At 43.2% G+C, this 17706-nt stretch carries 16 protein-coding genes; 9 read left to right on the top strand and 7 right to left on the bottom strand.

Annotation, left to right across the window (positions count from 1 at the left end; translation table 11 throughout):
* Positions 1 to 8 precede the first annotated feature (8 nt).
* From B3143_RS00195 to B3143_RS00180, 4 genes are all read right to left on the bottom strand, one after another.
* Positions 9 to 1427 (bottom strand): phosphomannomutase/phosphoglucomutase, encoded by a 1419-nt coding sequence (locus B3143_RS00195; protein ID WP_262735991.1) that lies wholly within the window; start codon positions 1425 to 1427, stop codon positions 9 to 11.
* Between the two features lie 419 nt (positions 1428 to 1846).
* Positions 1847 to 2299, bottom strand: a complete 453-nt coding sequence (gene dut, locus B3143_RS00190) for a dUTP diphosphatase (protein WP_004783254.1) — start codon at positions 2297 to 2299, stop codon at positions 1847 to 1849.
* Positions 2300 to 2364: 65 nt separating this feature from the next.
* Complete coding sequence (rep, locus tag B3143_RS00185) at positions 2365 to 4404, bottom strand: DNA helicase Rep (protein ID WP_262735990.1); 2040 nt, start codon at positions 4402 to 4404, stop codon at positions 2365 to 2367.
* A 135-nt stretch (positions 4405 to 4539) separates the two neighbouring features.
* The gene (locus B3143_RS00180; RefSeq protein ID WP_104426553.1) at positions 4540 to 5193 is read right to left on the bottom strand and encodes an OmpA family protein; all 654 of its coding nucleotides are present in this window, start codon (positions 5191 to 5193) and stop codon (positions 4540 to 4542) included.
* Positions 5194 to 5446: 253 nt separating this feature from the next.
* Between B3143_RS00180 and B3143_RS00175 the strand changes: the two genes are divergently transcribed.
* From B3143_RS00175 to B3143_RS00150, 6 genes are all read left to right on the top strand, one after another.
* The gene (locus B3143_RS00175) at positions 5447 to 6373 is read left to right on the top strand and encodes an acyltransferase (protein WP_104426554.1); all 927 of its coding nucleotides are present in this window, start codon (positions 5447 to 5449) and stop codon (positions 6371 to 6373) included.
* A 17-nt stretch (positions 6374 to 6390) separates the two neighbouring features.
* Positions 6391 to 7455, top strand: a complete 1065-nt coding sequence (locus B3143_RS00170) for a hypothetical protein (RefSeq protein WP_104426555.1) — start codon at positions 6391 to 6393, stop codon at positions 7453 to 7455.
* Between the two features lie 159 nt (positions 7456 to 7614).
* Entirely contained in the window at positions 7615 to 8328 is a 714-nt protein-coding gene (minC, locus tag B3143_RS00165) for a septum site-determining protein MinC (protein ID WP_104426556.1), read from the top strand.
* 66 nt (positions 8329 to 8394) lie between these two features.
* Positions 8395 to 9207 (top strand): septum site-determining protein MinD, encoded by an 813-nt coding sequence (gene minD, locus B3143_RS00160; RefSeq protein ID WP_004646120.1) that lies wholly within the window; start codon positions 8395 to 8397, stop codon positions 9205 to 9207.
* A 2-nt stretch (positions 9208 to 9209) separates the two neighbouring features.
* Positions 9210 to 9482, top strand: coding sequence for a cell division topological specificity factor MinE (minE, locus tag B3143_RS00155; RefSeq protein WP_004783265.1), 273 nt, complete (start codon positions 9210 to 9212; stop codon positions 9480 to 9482).
* A 245-nt stretch (positions 9483 to 9727) separates the two neighbouring features.
* Positions 9728 to 10015, top strand: a complete 288-nt coding sequence (locus B3143_RS00150) for a PA4642 family protein (protein ID WP_004783267.1) — start codon at positions 9728 to 9730, stop codon at positions 10013 to 10015.
* A gap of 61 nt (positions 10016 to 10076) precedes the next feature.
* On the opposite strand, the gene B3143_RS00145 is transcribed toward B3143_RS00150, so the two are convergent.
* The gene (locus tag B3143_RS00145) at positions 10077 to 13121 is read right to left on the bottom strand and encodes a DNA translocase FtsK (protein ID WP_214001523.1); all 3045 of its coding nucleotides are present in this window, start codon (positions 13119 to 13121) and stop codon (positions 10077 to 10079) included.
* 238 nt (positions 13122 to 13359) lie between these two features.
* On the opposite strand from B3143_RS00145, the gene trxB reads away from it, so the two are divergent.
* From trxB to B3143_RS00130, 3 genes are all read left to right on the top strand, one after another.
* Positions 13360 to 14319 carry a thioredoxin-disulfide reductase gene (gene trxB, locus B3143_RS00140; RefSeq protein ID WP_004783272.1) on the top strand — a complete coding sequence of 320 codons (960 nt, stop codon included), beginning with the start codon at positions 13360 to 13362 and terminating at the stop codon, positions 14317 to 14319.
* A gap of 83 nt (positions 14320 to 14402) precedes the next feature.
* Entirely contained in the window at positions 14403 to 15134 is a 732-nt protein-coding gene (gene aat, locus B3143_RS00135) for a leucyl/phenylalanyl-tRNA--protein transferase (RefSeq protein ID WP_004783274.1), read from the top strand.
* A gap of 21 nt (positions 15135 to 15155) precedes the next feature.
* On the top strand, positions 15156 to 15971 hold the full coding sequence (locus B3143_RS00130; protein ID WP_214001524.1) for an arginyltransferase: 816 nt from the start codon (positions 15156 to 15158) through the stop codon (positions 15969 to 15971).
* 27 nt (positions 15972 to 15998) lie between these two features.
* Here the strand turns inward: B3143_RS00130 and rimI are convergent, their stop codons facing one another.
* Positions 15999 to 16457, bottom strand: coding sequence for a ribosomal protein S18-alanine N-acetyltransferase (rimI, locus tag B3143_RS00125; RefSeq protein ID WP_214001525.1), 459 nt, complete (start codon positions 16455 to 16457; stop codon positions 15999 to 16001).
* A 113-nt stretch (positions 16458 to 16570) separates the two neighbouring features.
* The gene (locus B3143_RS00120; protein ID WP_214001526.1) at positions 16571 to 17452 is read right to left on the bottom strand and encodes a metal-dependent hydrolase; all 882 of its coding nucleotides are present in this window, start codon (positions 17450 to 17452) and stop codon (positions 16571 to 16573) included.
* Between the last annotated feature and the right edge of the window lie 254 nt (positions 17453 to 17706).

Genomic DNA, 17706 nt, shown 5'->3' with positions numbered 1-17706 from the left:
GCCTCTCCTTATTGAGCATCTAAAATGTCTTGAGCGATCTGTGGATAACGGTCACGCAACATGGATACAAACAGATGTCGAATTTCATTCAGGCCTTGTGCATCATTGGCATCAAAGCGCGCCGTGAAATATTCACCCGTATTGGATGCTCGAATGATGCCAAAACCATCATCAAAATCAAGACGTATCCCGTCAATTTTACTGATTTGTGCATTTAATTGCGTAGATTGCTGCTCAATAAAGTTTAAAAGCTCAGCAGGCTGCACCTGATGAGTGGAAATATATAAGTCTTCAGTTCCATGACGTTTTGGATAAGCGCGCAAGGCTTCACTTAAAGTCATACCTTTCTGGTCCAGATATTCCATGACCCGAAGCGCTGCATAAAGACCGTCATCATAACCCCAGCCACGTCCGTCATTAAAAACATAATGCCCCGCATATTCACCACCAAAAATAGCCTGATGCTGGGACTGTGCCAGATATTTTCGCAGGAATGAGCTACCAGTACGGATCATCACCGGTTCCCCACCCAGACGTTGGACTGTATCGCGAATCAGGGTTGAACATTTAACGTCATAAACAAACTGACATGCTTCTGTACCAGTCATACAAATTTCTGCGAATAAACAGAGGAGCTGATCAGCACTAATAATGACACCCTGCTCATCCACCAATACCAACCGGTCTCCATCCCCATCTAAGGCAATACCCAGATCCGCCTGCTGTTGCATGACGGCCTGGCGTAAGGTTTGCAAATGTGCTTCCTGAGAAGGGTCAGGCGCATGATCAGGAAAATGCCCATTGGCTTCACAACGTAAGGCGGTAACTTCACAATCTAGTTTTTGCAGTACCAAGTTGGCACAACGTCCTGCCGAACCGTTCAGACCGTCCAGCACCACTTTAAATGGGCGCTTCAGCTGAATATCTTCAAGCATTCCCTGCTGATATTGCAGACAAAATTCGGGAATAATTTGGTGAGGCAAATCATTCACGCACGATAAAGAACTATTTACATGAAGTTTTGCTTTTTGTGCGACCTGCTGAATCATCTCGGGACAAGGCGGCTCCCCTGCAATAATCCATTTAATTCCATTATCTTCTTTAGGATTATGGCTGGCCGTGACCATCACACCATTACCATCAAACTGACGCGCTGTGTAATACAACATCGGACTGGAACAACAGCCGATAATGGCAGCTTCAATAGCATAGTCCTGAAAAATAAGGCGAATGGTTTCAGCAAAAGCCGGACTGCTGATTCGGGCATCATAGCCAATCGCAACCCGAGTCTGTCCCGCAGCTTGATATTGCTGAGCCAGACCATGCGCAATAGCATCAATCACACCTGTACTGAGTAAACTGACTTTACCCCGGATATCGTAGGCACGAAAAATGTGAGCCGGAAAGGGTTGATTCATGGATCCCATAAACTATTCTTTTCACTATTGAATATAAGGAGATAAAATAATGATTAAGCAATCATCATGACTTTAAACATTTGTTTTTGTTTTAAGACTCTGTATTTTTATATGAATTGAATGTGACAATCAATTATAAAAGTATAATTATTAATCTTTTATGTATTTAATTTGTATAACTAGTAAAATAAATAAACCTGACTAAAAATGACTTCTTGCATTATTTATCATCTATTTTCTTAAATTGTGAATGATTTTATTTTTCTATTTAAATGATACTAAAAATTTATTTAAATATTTTTCATTGAAATAAAATTCAAGAATAAAGTTTATTAAATAGCTCTGTCATTTTTTTATTGTTTTTATGATTAAAACTCTAAAAAAAGATGACTTAACTCAAAACATCCAAGTTAAGTCATCCTTTAATTTTAGTTTTTACCAGTATGACCGAAACCGCCCGCGCCACGCTCGGTTGCTTCAAACTCATTCACCAGGTCAAATTCGGCCTGTACCACAGGGACTAATACATATTGAGCTAAACGCTCACCAGGTTCCAGGCTAAATGCTGTCTGACTGCGGTTCCATACAGAAACCATCAGCTCGCCTTGGTAATCTGAATCGATCAGGCCAACCAGATTACCTAAAACGATCCCATGTTTATGACCTAAACCAGAACGTGGCAAGATCAAGCCAGCAAATGCTGGATCTTCAATATAAATTGCCAAACCAGTTTTTACTAAAACTGTTTGACCTGGTTCAATTACAGTCGTTTCGTTGACACATGCACGAAGATCGAGTCCTGCTGAGCCAGTCGTTGCATAAGTCGGCAATGGCCATTCCTGACCCAGACGTGAATCAAGGACTTTCACCTGAACTTTCATGTATTTATTCCTGTTGTTTAATATCAAAAAATTTAAAGAATCAAAATCGTAGTATTCTGTTACTTTTAGCGTTTAATCAAGGCACGTAAATTATCCAGATAATGCTGAGCTTGCTGTTTCGGGTCGATATTACCAGCCAGTTTTTTCTTACGGCCCAACCATTCCAATTCATCTTCTGGCAGTTCATCCAGGAAGCGGCTTGGAGTCATCTGTTTCATCTGACCACCGGCCTTACGCTGTTCCGCCAAGGTAATAGTCAAGCCCTGACGCGCACGAGTAATCCCCACGTACATTAGACGGCGTTCTTCCTCGACTGTTTCGGCAGCAATCGAGTTTTTATGCGGCAGAATTTCTTCTTCCAGTCCGATTAAGTAGACATAAGGAAATTCTAGTCCTTTAGAAGCATGTAAGGTCAGAAGGTTGACCTTATCCGTATCTTCCTCTTCCTGCTGCTGTTCCAGCATATCGAGAAGCACCATCTTACGGATGACACTTTCGATATTTTTCTCATCAACATCTTCAGCACGATTAATCAGGCTCTGAATACTGCTGTAGAGCACTTCAATATTATCGAGCTTGGTTTTTTCCTGTGCCGGCGTCGCTGCAGATTCCTTGATATAGTCAATATAGCCAGCTTCCACCATCATCTGACGGATGATTGGTACAGGTTCATCGTCTTCCAGCAAGTTACGGGTAAAGTTATTAATGAAATCTGAAAATTCTGCCAGTTGTGTCGTTGCTTTCTTTGGAATGACCATGGTTAGACGTTGATCGCCTGCTGCTGACAGTAGAGACAGATTATTTTCCTGGGCAAACAGACCGAGTTTTTCCAGCGTCACCGGGCCAATCGCACGTTTCGGCGTATTAATAATCCGCAGGAAAGCACTGTCATCTTCCGGGTTAATGATCAGACGCAGGTAACTCATGATGTCCTTGATCTCTGCACGCGCAAAGAAGGACTGACCACCAGAGAGCTTGTAAGGAATCTGCATCTGGCGCAGCTGGGTTTCCAGAATACGTGCCTGGAAATTACCACGATACAGAATCGCGTAATCTTTCCAATTTTTACCATTCATCAGCTTATGCGTGATCAGGTCTTTGACTACGCGTTCTGCTTCATCGTCATCATTACGACAAGTAATGACCCGAATCACTTCACCATGGCCTTTATCTGACCAGAGCTTTTTATCAAAGATATGCGGGTTGTTGCCAATCACGGTATTGGCAGCTTTTAGAATACGACTGGTAGAACGATAGTTCTGTTCCAGCTTGATCACTTTCAGATTCGGGAAATCCTGTTGTAACAGCGCCATATTTTCTGGCTTGGCACCACGCCACGCATAAATCGACTGATCATCATCGCCTACAGCGGTGAACTGCCCCATGACCCCGACCAGTAATTTCACCAGAATATACTGTGCAGTATTGGTATCCTGATATTCGTCGACCAGCAAATAGCGTACACGGTTCTGCCACTTATCCCGAACTTCGGCATTTTCCTGTAGCAGACGCGTTGGCATCACAATCAGGTCATCAAAATCGACGGCGTTATAGGCACGCAGATTACGCTCATAAAGTTGGTATAAATGCGCAAACTGAACATCTTCCGGTGTTTCACAGGTGGTATGCGCCTGCTCTGGCGAAATCAGATCGTTTTTCCAGTCGGAAATCATCTTCATCGCTTTGGCAATCAGTTCTTTGCTTTCAGCACCAGATAAGTTATCGCGATGCATCAGATCCATCAGAATCCGCTTACAATCATCTGCATCCAGAATCGAGAAATTATTTTTTAGCGGTGTGTGTTTGAGCTCTAAACGTAATAAATTTAAACCAAAAGTATGGAAGGTCGAGACTGAAAGGCCTTTGGCTTCTTCTCGGGTCAGCAATTTGGTGACACGTTCTTTCATCTCACGTGCCGCCTTGTTGGTAAAGGTCATTGCCGTGATCCGGTGGGCCGGAATACCACAATGCTTGACCAAGTACGCGATTTTTCTTGTAATTACCGAGGTCTTGCCTGAACCCGCTCCGGCAAGTACTAACAAGGGTCCTTGAGTATATTTCATGGCTTCAAGTTGCTTGTCATTTAACTGACTGGCGAGTGACATATGGCTTCCTCTTCTAGATTCGGCTCCGATTATAGTCATCTCATGCCCAGATGCCTAATTGAAAATTCATTTTCCTGCGTCATCTTTCAGACATAAAAAAACCACCCGAAGGTGGTTTTTCTGCAAAATCAGTGATTACTGAACGGCATATACTGCAATTTCAACACGACGGTTTTGTTCTTTACCAGCCGCAGTTGAGTTGTCTGCGATCGGGTTCGCTGAACCAAGACCTTGTGCATTAATACGAGTACGTGCTACGCCTTGACCAGCAAGGTAGTTTGCAACAGATTGTGCACGTGCTTGAGACAATGGAATGTTGATTGAGTCATTACCAGTGCTGTCTGTATAACCAGTTACCAAAATACCGCTTTGGCTATCTTCAGTCAGAACTTGAGCAACTTTGTTCAATGTTGCATAGAAGTTTGGCTTGATATTTGACTTGTTAGTGTCAAATGTAATTGCGCCAGGCATTACCAAGTTGATTGAACCATCTGGATTACGGTTAACGTCTACACCTGTACCGGCAGTTGCCTGACGTAATTTTTTCTCTTTATTGTCAAGATAAACACCAGCACCACCACCTACAATTGCACCAATTGCAGCTGCACGGTTGTTTTGACGGCTAGTATTGGCATTACTTTTAGAAATACCATAACCTGCAGCAGCACCAATTACTGTACCCAAAGCTGTTTTGTCGTACTCAACACCACCCAGGTTATTGCCAGTAGTTTGACAACCTGTAAGTGCTACTGCCCCTGCTACAGCTGCTGAAATTAATAGTGCACGCATTGCATGCCTCCTTTGTAGTGTAATTTATATCTTAGGTCAGATAATGATTTAAAAATAATGGGATAACCATTGAATTTTTGTTAATAATAAATCTTTTAGTAATATTTTGTAATGTTTATGTGTAACCAATTTCCTGAATTTCATCATAGTTTCTTCATAGTTTAACGATCAGACTTTTCTATTCGCTCAACTACCTCTATATTGTTCAAAATGTGATGAAATTTAGACGATTATTCTCTGAGACTGTTTTTATATGTCATCTAAAAGCAAGCAACAAACGACTTTAAAAAAACTTACCCGTGGCCTCACGGTGACATCCGTCATGACTGGCAGTACTTTTTTTCATGGGCCACCTGTACTGGCTTTGGGGCTGACCAAACTTTTTAAGAAATCTTCTAAGATTGATGAAACCAATATCAAGATTACCAATAGCTGGTTAAGCGTAAATAACTGGCTAATTGACAATGTCCTGAAAAATACCAAATGGCAAATCAGCATTGATGAATCTCTGGATCTGAACATGCAGGGGCGTTATTTAATGACCTGTAATCATCAGAGCTGGGTGGATACCACGGTAAACCAGTATTTCGGTTTAACACGTATGCCTCTCACCCGCTTCTTTACAAAATGGGAACTAATTTTTATTCCATTTGTAGGTCAAGCCTTTAAAATTCTGGGCTTCCCGATGATGAAACGGCATAGCAAGGAACAGATTGCCAAAAAACCTGCCCTGAAATACCGGGATATGGAAGAAGCACGCAAGGCATGTGAACAACTGCTTAGCCAGCCATTTACCTTGCTGAATTATCTGGAAGGCACGCGCTTTACCCCGGAAAAGCATGAACAGCAAAAATCGCCTTATAAGCATTTGTTGAAGCCTAAGGCGGGGGGTCTTGCGCTGGCACTGAATATTCTGGGAGACAAAATTGATGCACTGGTGGATATGACTATTGTTTATCCTGACGGTGTGCCAGGTTATGGGGAATTCTGGTTAGGCGAAGTCCCGCGTATTGCCGTGAACTTAAGAAAAATTGACATTCCAGACTGGGTACTCGGTGGCAATTATGAAGATGATGCAGATTACCGTGCACGTTTCCAGCAATGGGTAGACCAGATCTGGACTGAAAAAGACCAATTAATTGGGCAAATGCAGCAGAATCTGATTTCCGCTTCTGCCTGACATTTGCCAGAGAGACTATGAAGAACGACAACCCGAACCTCGTGTCCAGCTCATTTAAGTTTATTCGCAAAGGTACCTGGGGCTGGAAAATTGCACTGATTTACGACATTTTCATGATGGTTGTCATCATCATCAATTTGTTCTGTCTCTGTGCCAATGCCATTCTGATGAGCGATTTTGGGCACTGGTTGTTTGACTTTATTCGTCTGCCTGATGTCTTACAGTTTTATAAGAGTGAATTACGTCCCTGGGTAATGATTACCGAGGGATGGTTTACAACCTTTCTAATTATTGAACTCATCGTTCGCTGGTTCATTGCCATTGTTATGCGTCACCATGCCCGCTGGTGGTTCTTCCCCTTTGTGCATTGGTATGAAATTTTATCGATCATCCCACAGCTACGTTTTCTGCGTTTATTACGTGCAGTCGCGATTGGCTACAACCTGCATAGCCATGGATACAAAGTCATACCGGCAAGCTGGTACAGACGGGGCAATTTCTACTATAACCTGCTGATGGAAGAACTTTCGAGCCGTGTAGTATTGACGGTACTGGATGGCATTAAGCGTGAACTCAGCACCAGCACATCACATAAACAATTAATTGAAGATTTGGTGGAACATCACCGTAAATTACTGGCTGTTGCTTTGGCAGATATCTTGCAAGAATCTTTGGGCAAGGAATTACAGGCACAGCGCTTCATGATTTCAAAAAATGTCGGGCAAGTCGTCAATCAGGCCATTGAAGATACACCTGAACTCACCCAGCTTCTACGTCTGATTCCCATTGTGGGTGGGCGGCTGGAGCGGCAGATCCAGAGTATTGGTCAACGTTTGGGAGAAAATATCACCCAAGGCTTGATCGATCCTTTTACACATAGCGGATCACAAGAAAACCCGACTTTTGCCATGATTTCAGATAAGATTAGCCAGATTCAGATTGAACATAATCCACATATTGATAAATTGGTCGAATCGGCTGTTTTTGAAACACTTGAAGCAATCCGAAAACAGGTGAAAGTCAAACAGTGGCAACAGATTTTAGAAGAACATGAGCAAAATCAGGGCTCAATAGATAGATGAGTTTTTATTTGTGGAATCGGCTAAGATAAGCCGATTCTATTCGTATAAAAAAATAACTTGGATCGCTAGAGAATTAACGAAATTTGTTCTAGGATTTGCACTATTTACAACATTGCTTCGACACAAAACCAGCACGTCAGAAGTATTTAAGGAAGAATTATGGCTGACATACGGATAAAAGGCAGAATGGTCAATGCGATACGCATTAGCCTAGATACCAATGATCATGATGCAATCCGCCAGCAACTTAGTCCAAAATTACAAGCAGCATTTCCGCCAGGCACATTGGCGGTGATTGAAAGTTCAGTTGAACAGGAACTCATTGCGCTGATTCAACTGTTAATCAGTCTGGATGTACAGCCTATGGCTGTTACTGAAGGCTTACTTGGAGATCAGGCGCGCGCCATTCAGTTCCCGGTACTGCCACCTGATCGCCAGTTAGAGGAAATTAAAGCCACCAAAGAACAGGTCGTGGAAGTTAAACCAGAACCTACAGCGGTGAATGATGATCAAGCGCCTGCTGCCCCGATCGTTGCGCATATCACTTCATATCATGATGAAATTCTGCGTACTGGCCAATGTATCGTGCAGTATAATGGCGACATTATTATCAATGCCGGTATCAACAGTGGGTCAGAAGTGATTGCTTCAGGCAATATCCATGTCTATGGCAGCGTGCGTGGTCGTGTCATTGCAGGTGTCGGTGGCAATACGGCGGCACGTATTTTCTGTCATAGCCTCGAAGCAGAACTGGTTTCGATCGCAGGCACCTATTGCGTAGCGGATGACATTCCTCCGCATGTGGTCAAAAAATCAGTGCATATTTACTTGAATGATCAACATGAGCTTGTATTTGAAGCTCTACAATTTTAATGTATAAATAAACACCAAAAACCCCATTTTAAACAGGGGATTTGAACCATAACAGGAGTGGATTCGGTGGCGAAAATTGTTGTCGTAACATCAGGCAAAGGTGGTGTAGGTAAAACTACAACAAGTGCATCTTTTGCAACAGGTTTAGCCCTACGTGGTCACAAAACTGTTGTTATTGATTTTGATGTAGGTTTACGTAACCTTGATTTGATTATGGGCTGTGAACGCCGTGTAGTTTATGATTTTGTGAATGTTTTAAATAACGAAGCACGATTACAACAAGCACTGATTCGCGATAAAGATATTGAGAATTTATATATTTTACCTGCTTCCCAAACACGTGATAAAGATGCCTTAACCGATGAGGGTGTAGCACGTGTAATGGATGAGCTTTCGCAGGAATTTGACTATATTATTTGTGATTCACCTGCCGGTATCGAGCGTGGTGCCATTCTGGCCATGTACCATGCGGATGAAGCGATCATTGTGACCAACCCTGAAATTTCTTCAGTCCGTGACTCTGACCGTATCATTGGTATGCTCGATAGCAAAACAAAAAAAGTAGAACAAAACGAAGGTCGCATCCGTAAGCATCTGTGTATTACCCGTTTCAATCCGGAACGTGCCGATAAACAGGAAATGCTGACGATTGACGATATTTCTAAGGATATTTTACGTGTACCGACCCTAGGTGTTATTCCTGAGTGTCCAAGCGTTTTACAAGCATCAAACGAAGGTAAGCCAGTGATTCTTTTCACTGAGGCTTCAGCGGGTCAGGCTTATGATGACCTGGTGGCACGTTTCCTTGGTGAAGAGCGTCCTTACCGTCATATTGAGGTAAAACCTAAGGGCTGGTTAGCACGATTATTTGGAGCGTAAACATGGCTGGATTCTGGAGTAAACTTTTTAGTAGCGAGGATAAACCATCAAGCGCACAAACCGCAAAAGACCGTTTGAAAGTCATTGTTGCTTCTGAACAGGGTTTGGGGCGCCGTTTGAGTCAGGATAAAATTGACCAGATGAAGACAGAAATCATGCAAGTGGTCAATCGCTACGTCCGCGGAGTTGATGAACAGCACATTCAGATGCAGGTACGTTCTGAAGCAAATATTGAAATGCTTGAAATGAATATCAATTTACCTGAAGAGCGATAATCTGAATTTTGATTAGTCAAGTAAATTGATTCAAGGCAAAATATGAGCCTCAACAAAGCGTTGCTTTGTTGAGGCGCAAGACAAGAAGCTTGGCTTCGCGTAGATTTGATAGTAATTATTATTTTATCTAGTCTCAAAACGTGAAGTGATACTTCGAATGGACAAAGTGCATGATAAGACTTTGCCTCTTGCGAACTCATATTTTGCCTTTTTTCATGCCGAAGAATTACATCAAGGAGATTGCGATGGCATTATCTCAACCAGCGACCTTTAACGAAGAATGGTCAGATGAGCGTGTATATGCCTACCTGAATCAGCTTCCTCCTGCAGGCGTCAATGCAGATTTTCATGTGCTTTATCATGCATTCAAGCATATGCGTCCTTTTGACTATGAGCGCCTGTTAACCAAATTTGTCGCAGACGGTCGCGATCTTAACGCCACCAATCCAGAAGGACAGCGCATTCATGACGTGATTGCCACTTATCCACGTCAAAGTGCCGAGTTCCTGGCAGTATTAGAAAAATTTGCATAAATTGAAATGCATAAAAAAGCCTGCTTTAAGCAGGCTTTTTTTATCACTCGAGATTCTGGATTTAAACCAGAATCTCACGCTTACCATTGGCACCCATTGAGCTGACAATGCCATTTTCTTCCATCTGGTCAATGATCCGTGCAGCACGGTTATAACCTAGACTGAACTTACGCTGCAAAGATGAAGTTGATGCTTTACGGGTTTCCAAAACAAAAGCCACACACTGATCATACAGCGCATCTCGATCTGATCCACCATCTCCACCATCTTCAAAGCCGCGACTAGACGGTTCTTCATCGAATGGAGTCAGGATCTCATCCACATAGTTTGGTGCACCACGTTCACGCCATGCATCACAGATTCGGTTCACCTCATCATCGGCAATAAAGGCACCGTGTACGCGCTCAGGCTCAATTTTACCCGGGCCAAGGAACAGCATATCACCATGACCTAGCAGGTCTTCTGCACCACCTGCATCGAGAATGGTACGTGAGTCAATTTTCGAGTTCACACGAAGTGCGACACGTGTTGGAATATTCGCCTTAATCAGACCGGTGATGACATCTACCGATGGACGCTGAGTGGCCAGTAACAGGTGAATACCAGCAGCACGGGATTTCTGTGCCAGACGGGTAATCATTTCTTCAGCTTTCTTACCGACCTGCATGATCATATCTGCGAACTCGTCCGCTACGATCACAATTGAAGGTAGTGGTGTCAGACGTGGCGCACGCTCCCCTGCCACAGACTCACTGGCTTTCCAGGTTGGATCAAATAGCTCTTCACCATTGGCAAGCGCCTCTTCCACCTTACGGTTATAATCACTGAGCTTACGAATTTTCAGGAAGGACATCAGCTTATAACGGCGTTCCATTTCATTCACACACCAGTTCAAGGCACTGACCGCATCTTTCATATCAGTCACGACTGGCGTTAACAGATGTGGAATATCGTTATAGTTGGCCAATTCAAGCTGTTTTGGATCGATCAGAATTAAGCGTAACTGATCAGGTGTGTATTTTAATAGCATCGATAGAATCATCGAGTTAACCGCCACCGATTTACCAGAACCTGTAGTCCCTGCTACCAGCATATGCGGTGCTTTACCCAGTTCAGTAATTACCGGATTGCCTGAAATATCCTTACCCATGGCCATCGACAAAATGCCATCGGGATCATTGAATTTTGGAATCTGTACCAGTTCAATCAAACGCACCATTTCACGGCTGCTGTTCGGAACTTCAATACCGATATAAGGCTTACCTGGAATAACTTCGACTACACGTACTGAAGCCATTGACATCGAACGGGCCAAGTCACGTGAAATATTAGTGACTTTGGAAGCTTTCACACCAGGTGCAAGGTCTAGTTCAAAACGTGTCACGACTGGACCTGGTTGAGCTTCGACTACTTTGGCTTTAACGTTAAATTCCTGAAGTTTGATTTCCAGAAGTTCTGATAAACGGGATAATTGCTCTTCAGTGAAATTCACTTTTTTGTTCGGATCAACTTTATCCAGCAATTCCAGACCCGGCAATGGTGACAGGTCTTTACGGCGCTCAGCGACCTGCATAGCACGTGACATTGGACGACCAGCGGCATCCGTCAGTGGCGCATCGAAGTCAAACTCGTCTTCATCCTGAGGCTTACCGGCAGTTTCATGCCAAGCTTCAATAAATTCTTCTTTGGACAATGCTTCCCGAACTGCTGCATTAGTCGCTGCGGTTTGAGCTATTGTCTCTACACGCTGAATCGGTGCCTGAACAAAAGCAGAAGACTGGGCATAGCTTGATGCACGTACAGGTGCGGGTTTTGGCTCATCAGCTTCAACCAGCAAGTCATCCAGATCATCAAAGTCCGCTTCCAGGCTGGTATTTTTAATCGCATGTGCAGCCATGAGCGGAGCAGCAGTGGAACTGACCGTTCCAGCATCTTCTACAATTCTGAGGGATTTTTCAGCTGCTGCTGAATTGAACGGGCTATGCACATCCGTTGCGGTTTTACCTTGCGGAACTGCTGCCAATAACTCATCAAAAATTTCATCATCATCCCAGTCCAGATTATTCTTAGCTGTAGCGGATGATGTCACTTCATGAGCACTGTGATTTGTTGGTGTAGCTGCAAATGCGTCAGGAGAAAATTCGGCCTGCTCTTCTTCTGCAGCTTTAAGTAAAGCATCGATATCCTGCTTGTGACGCTGGTCTTCATTGGAATGTAACACACGCCACACCTCTCCTGTTGCCACCACACGATCCGGCTCTGCTGTTCGCGGTGCTTCCTGAACAGGTTCTGTAACTGATGCCTGTACAGGTTCAGAGATATCTTCTTCATAGTGGTGAGGCTGGTGCGATTCTTTATCTGCAAAATCCTCAAACAGGCGCTCAGCGACATGATCGCGAACTACAGGATCGACTTCTACCAGATTATGTTCAGGTGCGGCAGTGACTGGTACTGTCACTTTTTTGGCAGCTGTTTTTACTGCTTCTTTTTTAATAACAGGTGCAGTACGGTCAAAATCCGACATACCTTCTGGCACATTACGGTAGAACAGGTCTTGCAGATAAGCAGGCGTTGCCTTGAGACTGCTCCAGGTCTTGTTCCATTTCACACCAAATGCCAAGGTAAACAGAACCACCCAAAGCACAAGCAAGAAAAAAGCTGCGCCATAGACAGTTAGTAATTGTTCAAGACTTTGGCCCAGCTCATAGCCAATAATGCCGCCTGAAGAATTGTCCAGCGTATCAGCTGGAACTTGCCAGAATAGAAACAGCAATGCTGATGTGGTCAATAACAGGAAGAATTGGGCAGCATAACGGAATGGACGGTTCAGGAAGCTGCGCGGCCACCAGACCTGGATTGCTTCCATAAACAGATAAACAGGGATCAGCAGGCTTGCCCAGCCGAGAAAGCCAAATAACAGGTCTGAAATCCAGGCCCCCGCAACCCCACTCGCATTTGAAACTGTCTGCGTATCACTAGAGATATGCATCCACCCCGGATCAAATGGCGTATAGGTCACTGTTGCAAGAAACAGATAAATCCCAAATGAGACTAAAAATAATGTCATTACTAAGCGCTGTGCATAGGCACTCGACACCGCTGTCATATACTGTCCTGTAACCAATTCTTCATGAATATTCTTTTGCTGGTATGCTTCAAAAAAAGCGTCGCAATAAAATGCATATTATGCACCTGTTGCATCAAAAAAGATGCATTATTGTGTACTTCTTCTATATAGCCTAAATCGATTTCGATGATCAATAATATCGACTTTAATCTCACACCACTGTTATACAGTTTCACGTATAATTCAATAAATTTCTAAATAAAAAAGGATACAGCGAATGAGCGCACGTCACTCACGACTGATTATTTTAGGTTCTGGCCCTGCTGGCTATAGCGCAGCAGTCTATGCAGCGCGTGCAAACTTAAAACCGACTCTGATTGCAGGTCTGCAACTGGGTGGTCAATTAACCACAACGACTGAAGTAGATAACTGGCCTGGTGATCCTGAAGGTCTGACTGGTCCAGCTTTAATGGAACGTATGCAGGCTCATGCAGAACGTTTTGGTACTGAAATTGTCTATGATCATATCAATGAAGTTGACCTTAACGTTCGTCCATTCGTTCTCAAAGGTGATATGGAAGAATTTACTTGTGATGCCCTGATCATTTGTACTGGCGCAACTGCGCAATACCTGGGTCTGGAATCAGAAGCTGCATTTATGGGTCAAGGCGTAAGCGCGTGTGCAACCTGTGACGGTTTCTTCTATAAAGAACAAAAAGTGATGGTTGTAGGCGGTGGTAATACCGCTGTTGAAGAAGCGTTATATCTCTCTAACATCGCTTCCCATGTGACTCTGGTCCATCGTCGTGACACGCTACGTTCTGAAAAAATCCTGCAAGACCATCTTTTTGAAAAAGAAAAAGAAGGCAAAATCAGTATTATCTGGAATCATCAGGTAGAAGAAGTGTTGGGTGATACCACTGGCGTCACTGCGGTGCGTTTAAAATCTACTCAAGATGATTCAACTCAGGATGTTGAAGTTTCGGGTCTGTTTGTTGCTATTGGTCATAAACCAAATAGCACCATGTTTGAAGGCCAGCTAGAACTGCGTGATGGCTATATTCAGGTGCAAAGCGGTACCGCGGGCAATGCCACTCAAACTTCTATCCCAGGTGTATTTGCTGCAGGCGATATTGCAGACAGTATCTATCGTCAGGCGATTACTTCTGCAGGTTCAGGCTGTATGGCGGCACTGGATGCAGAAAAATATCTTGATGCCATGGGCAAATTAGACTAAGCAGCGAAAATAAAAAGACCGTCCATCATGGGCGGTTTTTTTATGTATGATAAAAACAGTCTATTACAAGATCAGGATTCTGCATGCATCTTCTTCCTCCTTCACAGTACATTTTCCCCAATCCTGAAGAAGCGGATCTTGAAGGCGAAGGCCTGATTTGTATCGGTGCAGACCTCTCCCCTTCTACTTTGTATGAGGCCTATACCCATGGTCTGTTTCCCTGGTTTTCTGAAGGTGATCCGATCTGTTGGTGGAGTCCGGAACCACGCTGCATTATCCGGCCAGAGGATTATCATCCAAGCAAATCGCTACTTCGAAGCATGAAAAAGCAGGATTATAAAATTACGGTGAATCATGCTTTTGAAAGAGTGATCCGTTCCTGCTCATTGCCTCGCGCTTATGCAGATGAGACCTGGATTAGTGAAGAGATCATTCAAGGTTATTGCGACATGTTTGATGCAGGTTATGGTTATAGTATTGAGGTTTGGGATGAAGATCGCGTAGTAGGTGGACTCTATGGGGTGACTATCGGCAAGGGCTGCTTTGGTGAATCCATGTTTAGTACCCAAACCGATGTTTCTAAAATGGCTTTTTATACACTGATGCTGATTGGCAGAGAAAATCAGCTACCCTGGATTGACTGTCAATTGGTGAATGATCACTTGATGAGTCTAGGTGCCTGTACAATTTCTCGCCTTACATATCTTAAATCGTTACAAGATGTGATAAAACAGCCTGCGATCAATTGGAAAAAGTATCAAGACGGTGTATTTTCAAGTAAAACAATAGCGCAGTCTGCGCGATTAAGTGAATGAAAATAACAGAGGGCACTTGTTATGAACTCTTATCAACCACAGTCCCTGCTGAACGATTTACAGTATTATATTACGCCGCCGCATGACTGTAGCTATCTGCCGAACAAGTCCGCGCGCATGGTTTTTCTTGATCCAGCGCACCGTATTGATGTAGTGACGCTGTCCGAGCTTTCTCGTACCGGCTTCCGTCGTAGTGGTGATTTTGTCTATCGGCCTGAATGCCACCTGTGCCGTCAATGTTTATCTTCACGTATTCCTGTTCATGGATTCCAAATGAACAGCTCGCAAAAAAAAGCCTGGAAACGTAATCAGGATTTGACGGTTAAAATTACCCATCCTGAACAGGCCACAGATATACATTATGCCCTCTATGAACGTTATATTAATGAACGCCATGCAGATGGTGATATGTATCCACCTAGCCGTGACCAGTTCGAAAAGTTTTTACTGCAAAGCTGTACCGATAGTTTCTTTCTGGAATTATGGAAAGATGACCGTCTGATCAGTGTATCGACTTGTGACCTGCTCGATGATGGGGTTTCAGCGGTGTATACTTTCTTTCACCCTGATGAGAACCGCCGCTCTCTTGGTGCCTTTGCAATTCTGAAACAGATTGAACACACTCAAAAACTTGGTTTGCAGTTTGTCTATCTAGGCTACTGGGTTCCACATTCAGCCAAAATGAACTACAAGTCTCAATACCTGCCACTTGAATTATTGATCGACGGGCAATGGCGCCGATTAAACCGCACCCTTACCCTGGTGGAGATTGAACATCTGGGAAACTCCTTGATGACGACTTTGCCTAGCGGATGGAATAACCCCATCATCAAGTAAGTTAGTCGTCAAATAAGAGCCGGAATATTATTTAAACAAGCTGGCAAAATCGTCAGTACAGGACTTCACCATGATAATGGCATGTTCTCGAGTGCCATTCGTATTCGGATAATAGTTCTTGCGCAGGTCAATCTGATGAAAACCGGTTTTTTCATACAATTTAATCGCAGCAGTATTGCTTTCACGTACTTCCAGAAAGATCTGTACCGGATTATTTTTCAGCAACTGGATGGATTCATCTAATAGCTGATAACCCAATCCCTTACCCTGTTGCGCAGGATCAATCGCCATCAGTAATAAATTGGCTTCATCCAATACTGGCTGTAAAATGCAGAACCCTGCGACCTGCCCTGCCTGCTCAATCACAGTGCTTTGATAGACAGTAACAGCATCTTCAAATTGTTTAAAGGTCCAGGGATGGGATTGTACTTTGGTTTCAATCTTGGCAACGGCTGGTACATCCGCAGCTTGCATCAAACGAATCATCTTCGTTCATCTTATCTAGAATTAACCTCCGCATTATAGAAACTTTATTTAAAAAATCGAGCAAAAAAAAGAGCAACTTAGATTGCTCTTCAGTTTTTTAATCTAGTTTCAAATTAAAGGCCCAGTTTTTGTTTCCAGCTTTGCAATAAGCTATGGGTGTCATGATCATTTGGATGAAAACCAGGTTTAAAGTACATCAACATTTCTTTGCCCATACCGGTAATAATTCCTTTAGATGGACTATAACCATAAGTATAGATTTCTTTTAAAGATTGAAGGCTTAACTGAAGGTCTTCTTTCAATAAACGCAATACGAAGTAGCTTTGTACAAAGAATAGCGTGACCATCGCTGCAACCAGTGAAGTGGTACGCAGTAGATAAGATTTTAAACCTTTACCGAAAACACCTTCGAATACATCATAGGCCACGGCCTTATGTTCATTCTCTTCAATTGCATGCCAGAGCCACATGGTTTTCATGGTGTCATCTTTCATCAATTCCTGAATATGCTGATTGGTTAGTAACTGAGATGCAATGGTCGCAGTAAAATGTTCTAGTGCAGTCGTAGCAGTGAGGTCGACCATTTCCTGGGTAATACCAACTGGCTTACCGACTGCCGCAAAGATTTTGCGTGCAGTTTGAATGACTCGGTCAGTATAATGATCTAGCGTATCAACGTCATGGCCATGGCGTTGCGCTGAGGCATTAAAGCCAACATGTTCCTGGGTATGCATGGCTTCCTGACCAATAAAGGCAGAAATTTCTTTTTGCAATGCTTCATTGTCTTTAATTGCTGGATGCTGACGTACAGCGCGAACAGAATCAATAAAGAATTTTTCGCCTGCCGGGAATAATGCAGAGAGTGCAGTCATAAAGTGAGTCAGTCCTGCTGAATCATTCATCCAGTACTCTGGCACTTGATCAAAATCAAAACTCATACGACGTACCGGAAAACTTGCGCCTGCACGGTTGGTAATTTTCACTTGAGCATTCATACACTTACTCCCATCAGTTCTATATAGACCTGAAATCTAATTATTAAAATTCTTATAGTTATATTACTGCGTTGAATTTTTCACATAAGGGCAGATAAGGTCAGTGAAATATCACTTAAGGACAGCTTGTAAATATATTGTTAGACAATTTAAATATGGCTTGAAAATAAGTAAGTTAAATTTACAGATATAAAAAAAGCGTCCCAAAGAGACGCTTTTTTTTACACAATCAGCGATTATGCAGTTACTTTAGC

The sequence above is a fragment of the Acinetobacter sp. UBA1496 genome (assembly GCF_002324975.1).
In the GTDB taxonomy this organism is placed as follows: Bacteria; Pseudomonadota; Gammaproteobacteria; order Pseudomonadales; family Moraxellaceae; genus Acinetobacter; species Acinetobacter variabilis.
This window is presented reverse-complemented; position numbering and strand designations above follow the sequence as displayed.

Bases quoted from the DNA above. Each gene is read 5' to 3' on its own strand.
- rep (WP_262735990.1), bottom strand. From the start codon at position 4,404: ATGTCACTCGCCAGTCAGTTAAATGACAAGCAACTTGAAGCCATGAAA.
- trxB (WP_004783272.1), top strand. From the start codon at position 13,360: ATGAGCGCACGTCACTCACGACTGATTATTTTAGGTTCTGGCCCTGCT.
- minE (WP_004783265.1), top strand. From the start codon at position 9,210: ATGGCTGGATTCTGGAGTAAACTTTTTAGTAGCGAGGATAAACCATCA.
- B3143_RS00180 (WP_104426553.1), bottom strand. From the start codon at position 5,193: ATGCGTGCACTATTAATTTCAGCAGCTGTAGCAGGGGCAGTAGCACTT.
- B3143_RS00120 (WP_214001526.1), bottom strand. From the start codon at position 17,452: ATGAATGCTCAAGTGAAAATTACCAACCGTGCAGGCGCAAGTTTTCCG.
- B3143_RS00130 (WP_214001524.1), top strand. From the start codon at position 15,156: ATGAACTCTTATCAACCACAGTCCCTGCTGAACGATTTACAGTATTAT.
- aat (WP_004783274.1), top strand. From the start codon at position 14,403: ATGCATCTTCTTCCTCCTTCACAGTACATTTTCCCCAATCCTGAAGAA.
- rimI (WP_214001525.1), bottom strand. From the start codon at position 16,457: ATGATTCGTTTGATGCAAGCTGCGGATGTACCAGCCGTTGCCAAGATT.
- dut (WP_004783254.1), bottom strand. From the start codon at position 2,299: ATGAAAGTTCAGGTGAAAGTCCTTGATTCACGTCTGGGTCAGGAATGG.
- B3143_RS00150 (WP_004783267.1), top strand. From the start codon at position 9,728: ATGGCATTATCTCAACCAGCGACCTTTAACGAAGAATGGTCAGATGAG.
- minC (WP_104426556.1), top strand. From the start codon at position 7,615: ATGGCTGACATACGGATAAAAGGCAGAATGGTCAATGCGATACGCATT.
- B3143_RS00195 (WP_262735991.1), bottom strand. From the start codon at position 1,427: ATGGGATCCATGAATCAACCCTTTCCGGCTCACATTTTTCGTGCCTAC.
- B3143_RS00175 (WP_104426554.1), top strand. From the start codon at position 5,447: ATGTCATCTAAAAGCAAGCAACAAACGACTTTAAAAAAACTTACCCGT.
- B3143_RS00145 (WP_214001523.1), bottom strand. From the start codon at position 13,121: ATGACAGCGGTGTCGAGTGCCTATGCACAGCGCTTAGTAATGACATTA.
- B3143_RS00170 (WP_104426555.1), top strand. From the start codon at position 6,391: ATGAAGAACGACAACCCGAACCTCGTGTCCAGCTCATTTAAGTTTATT.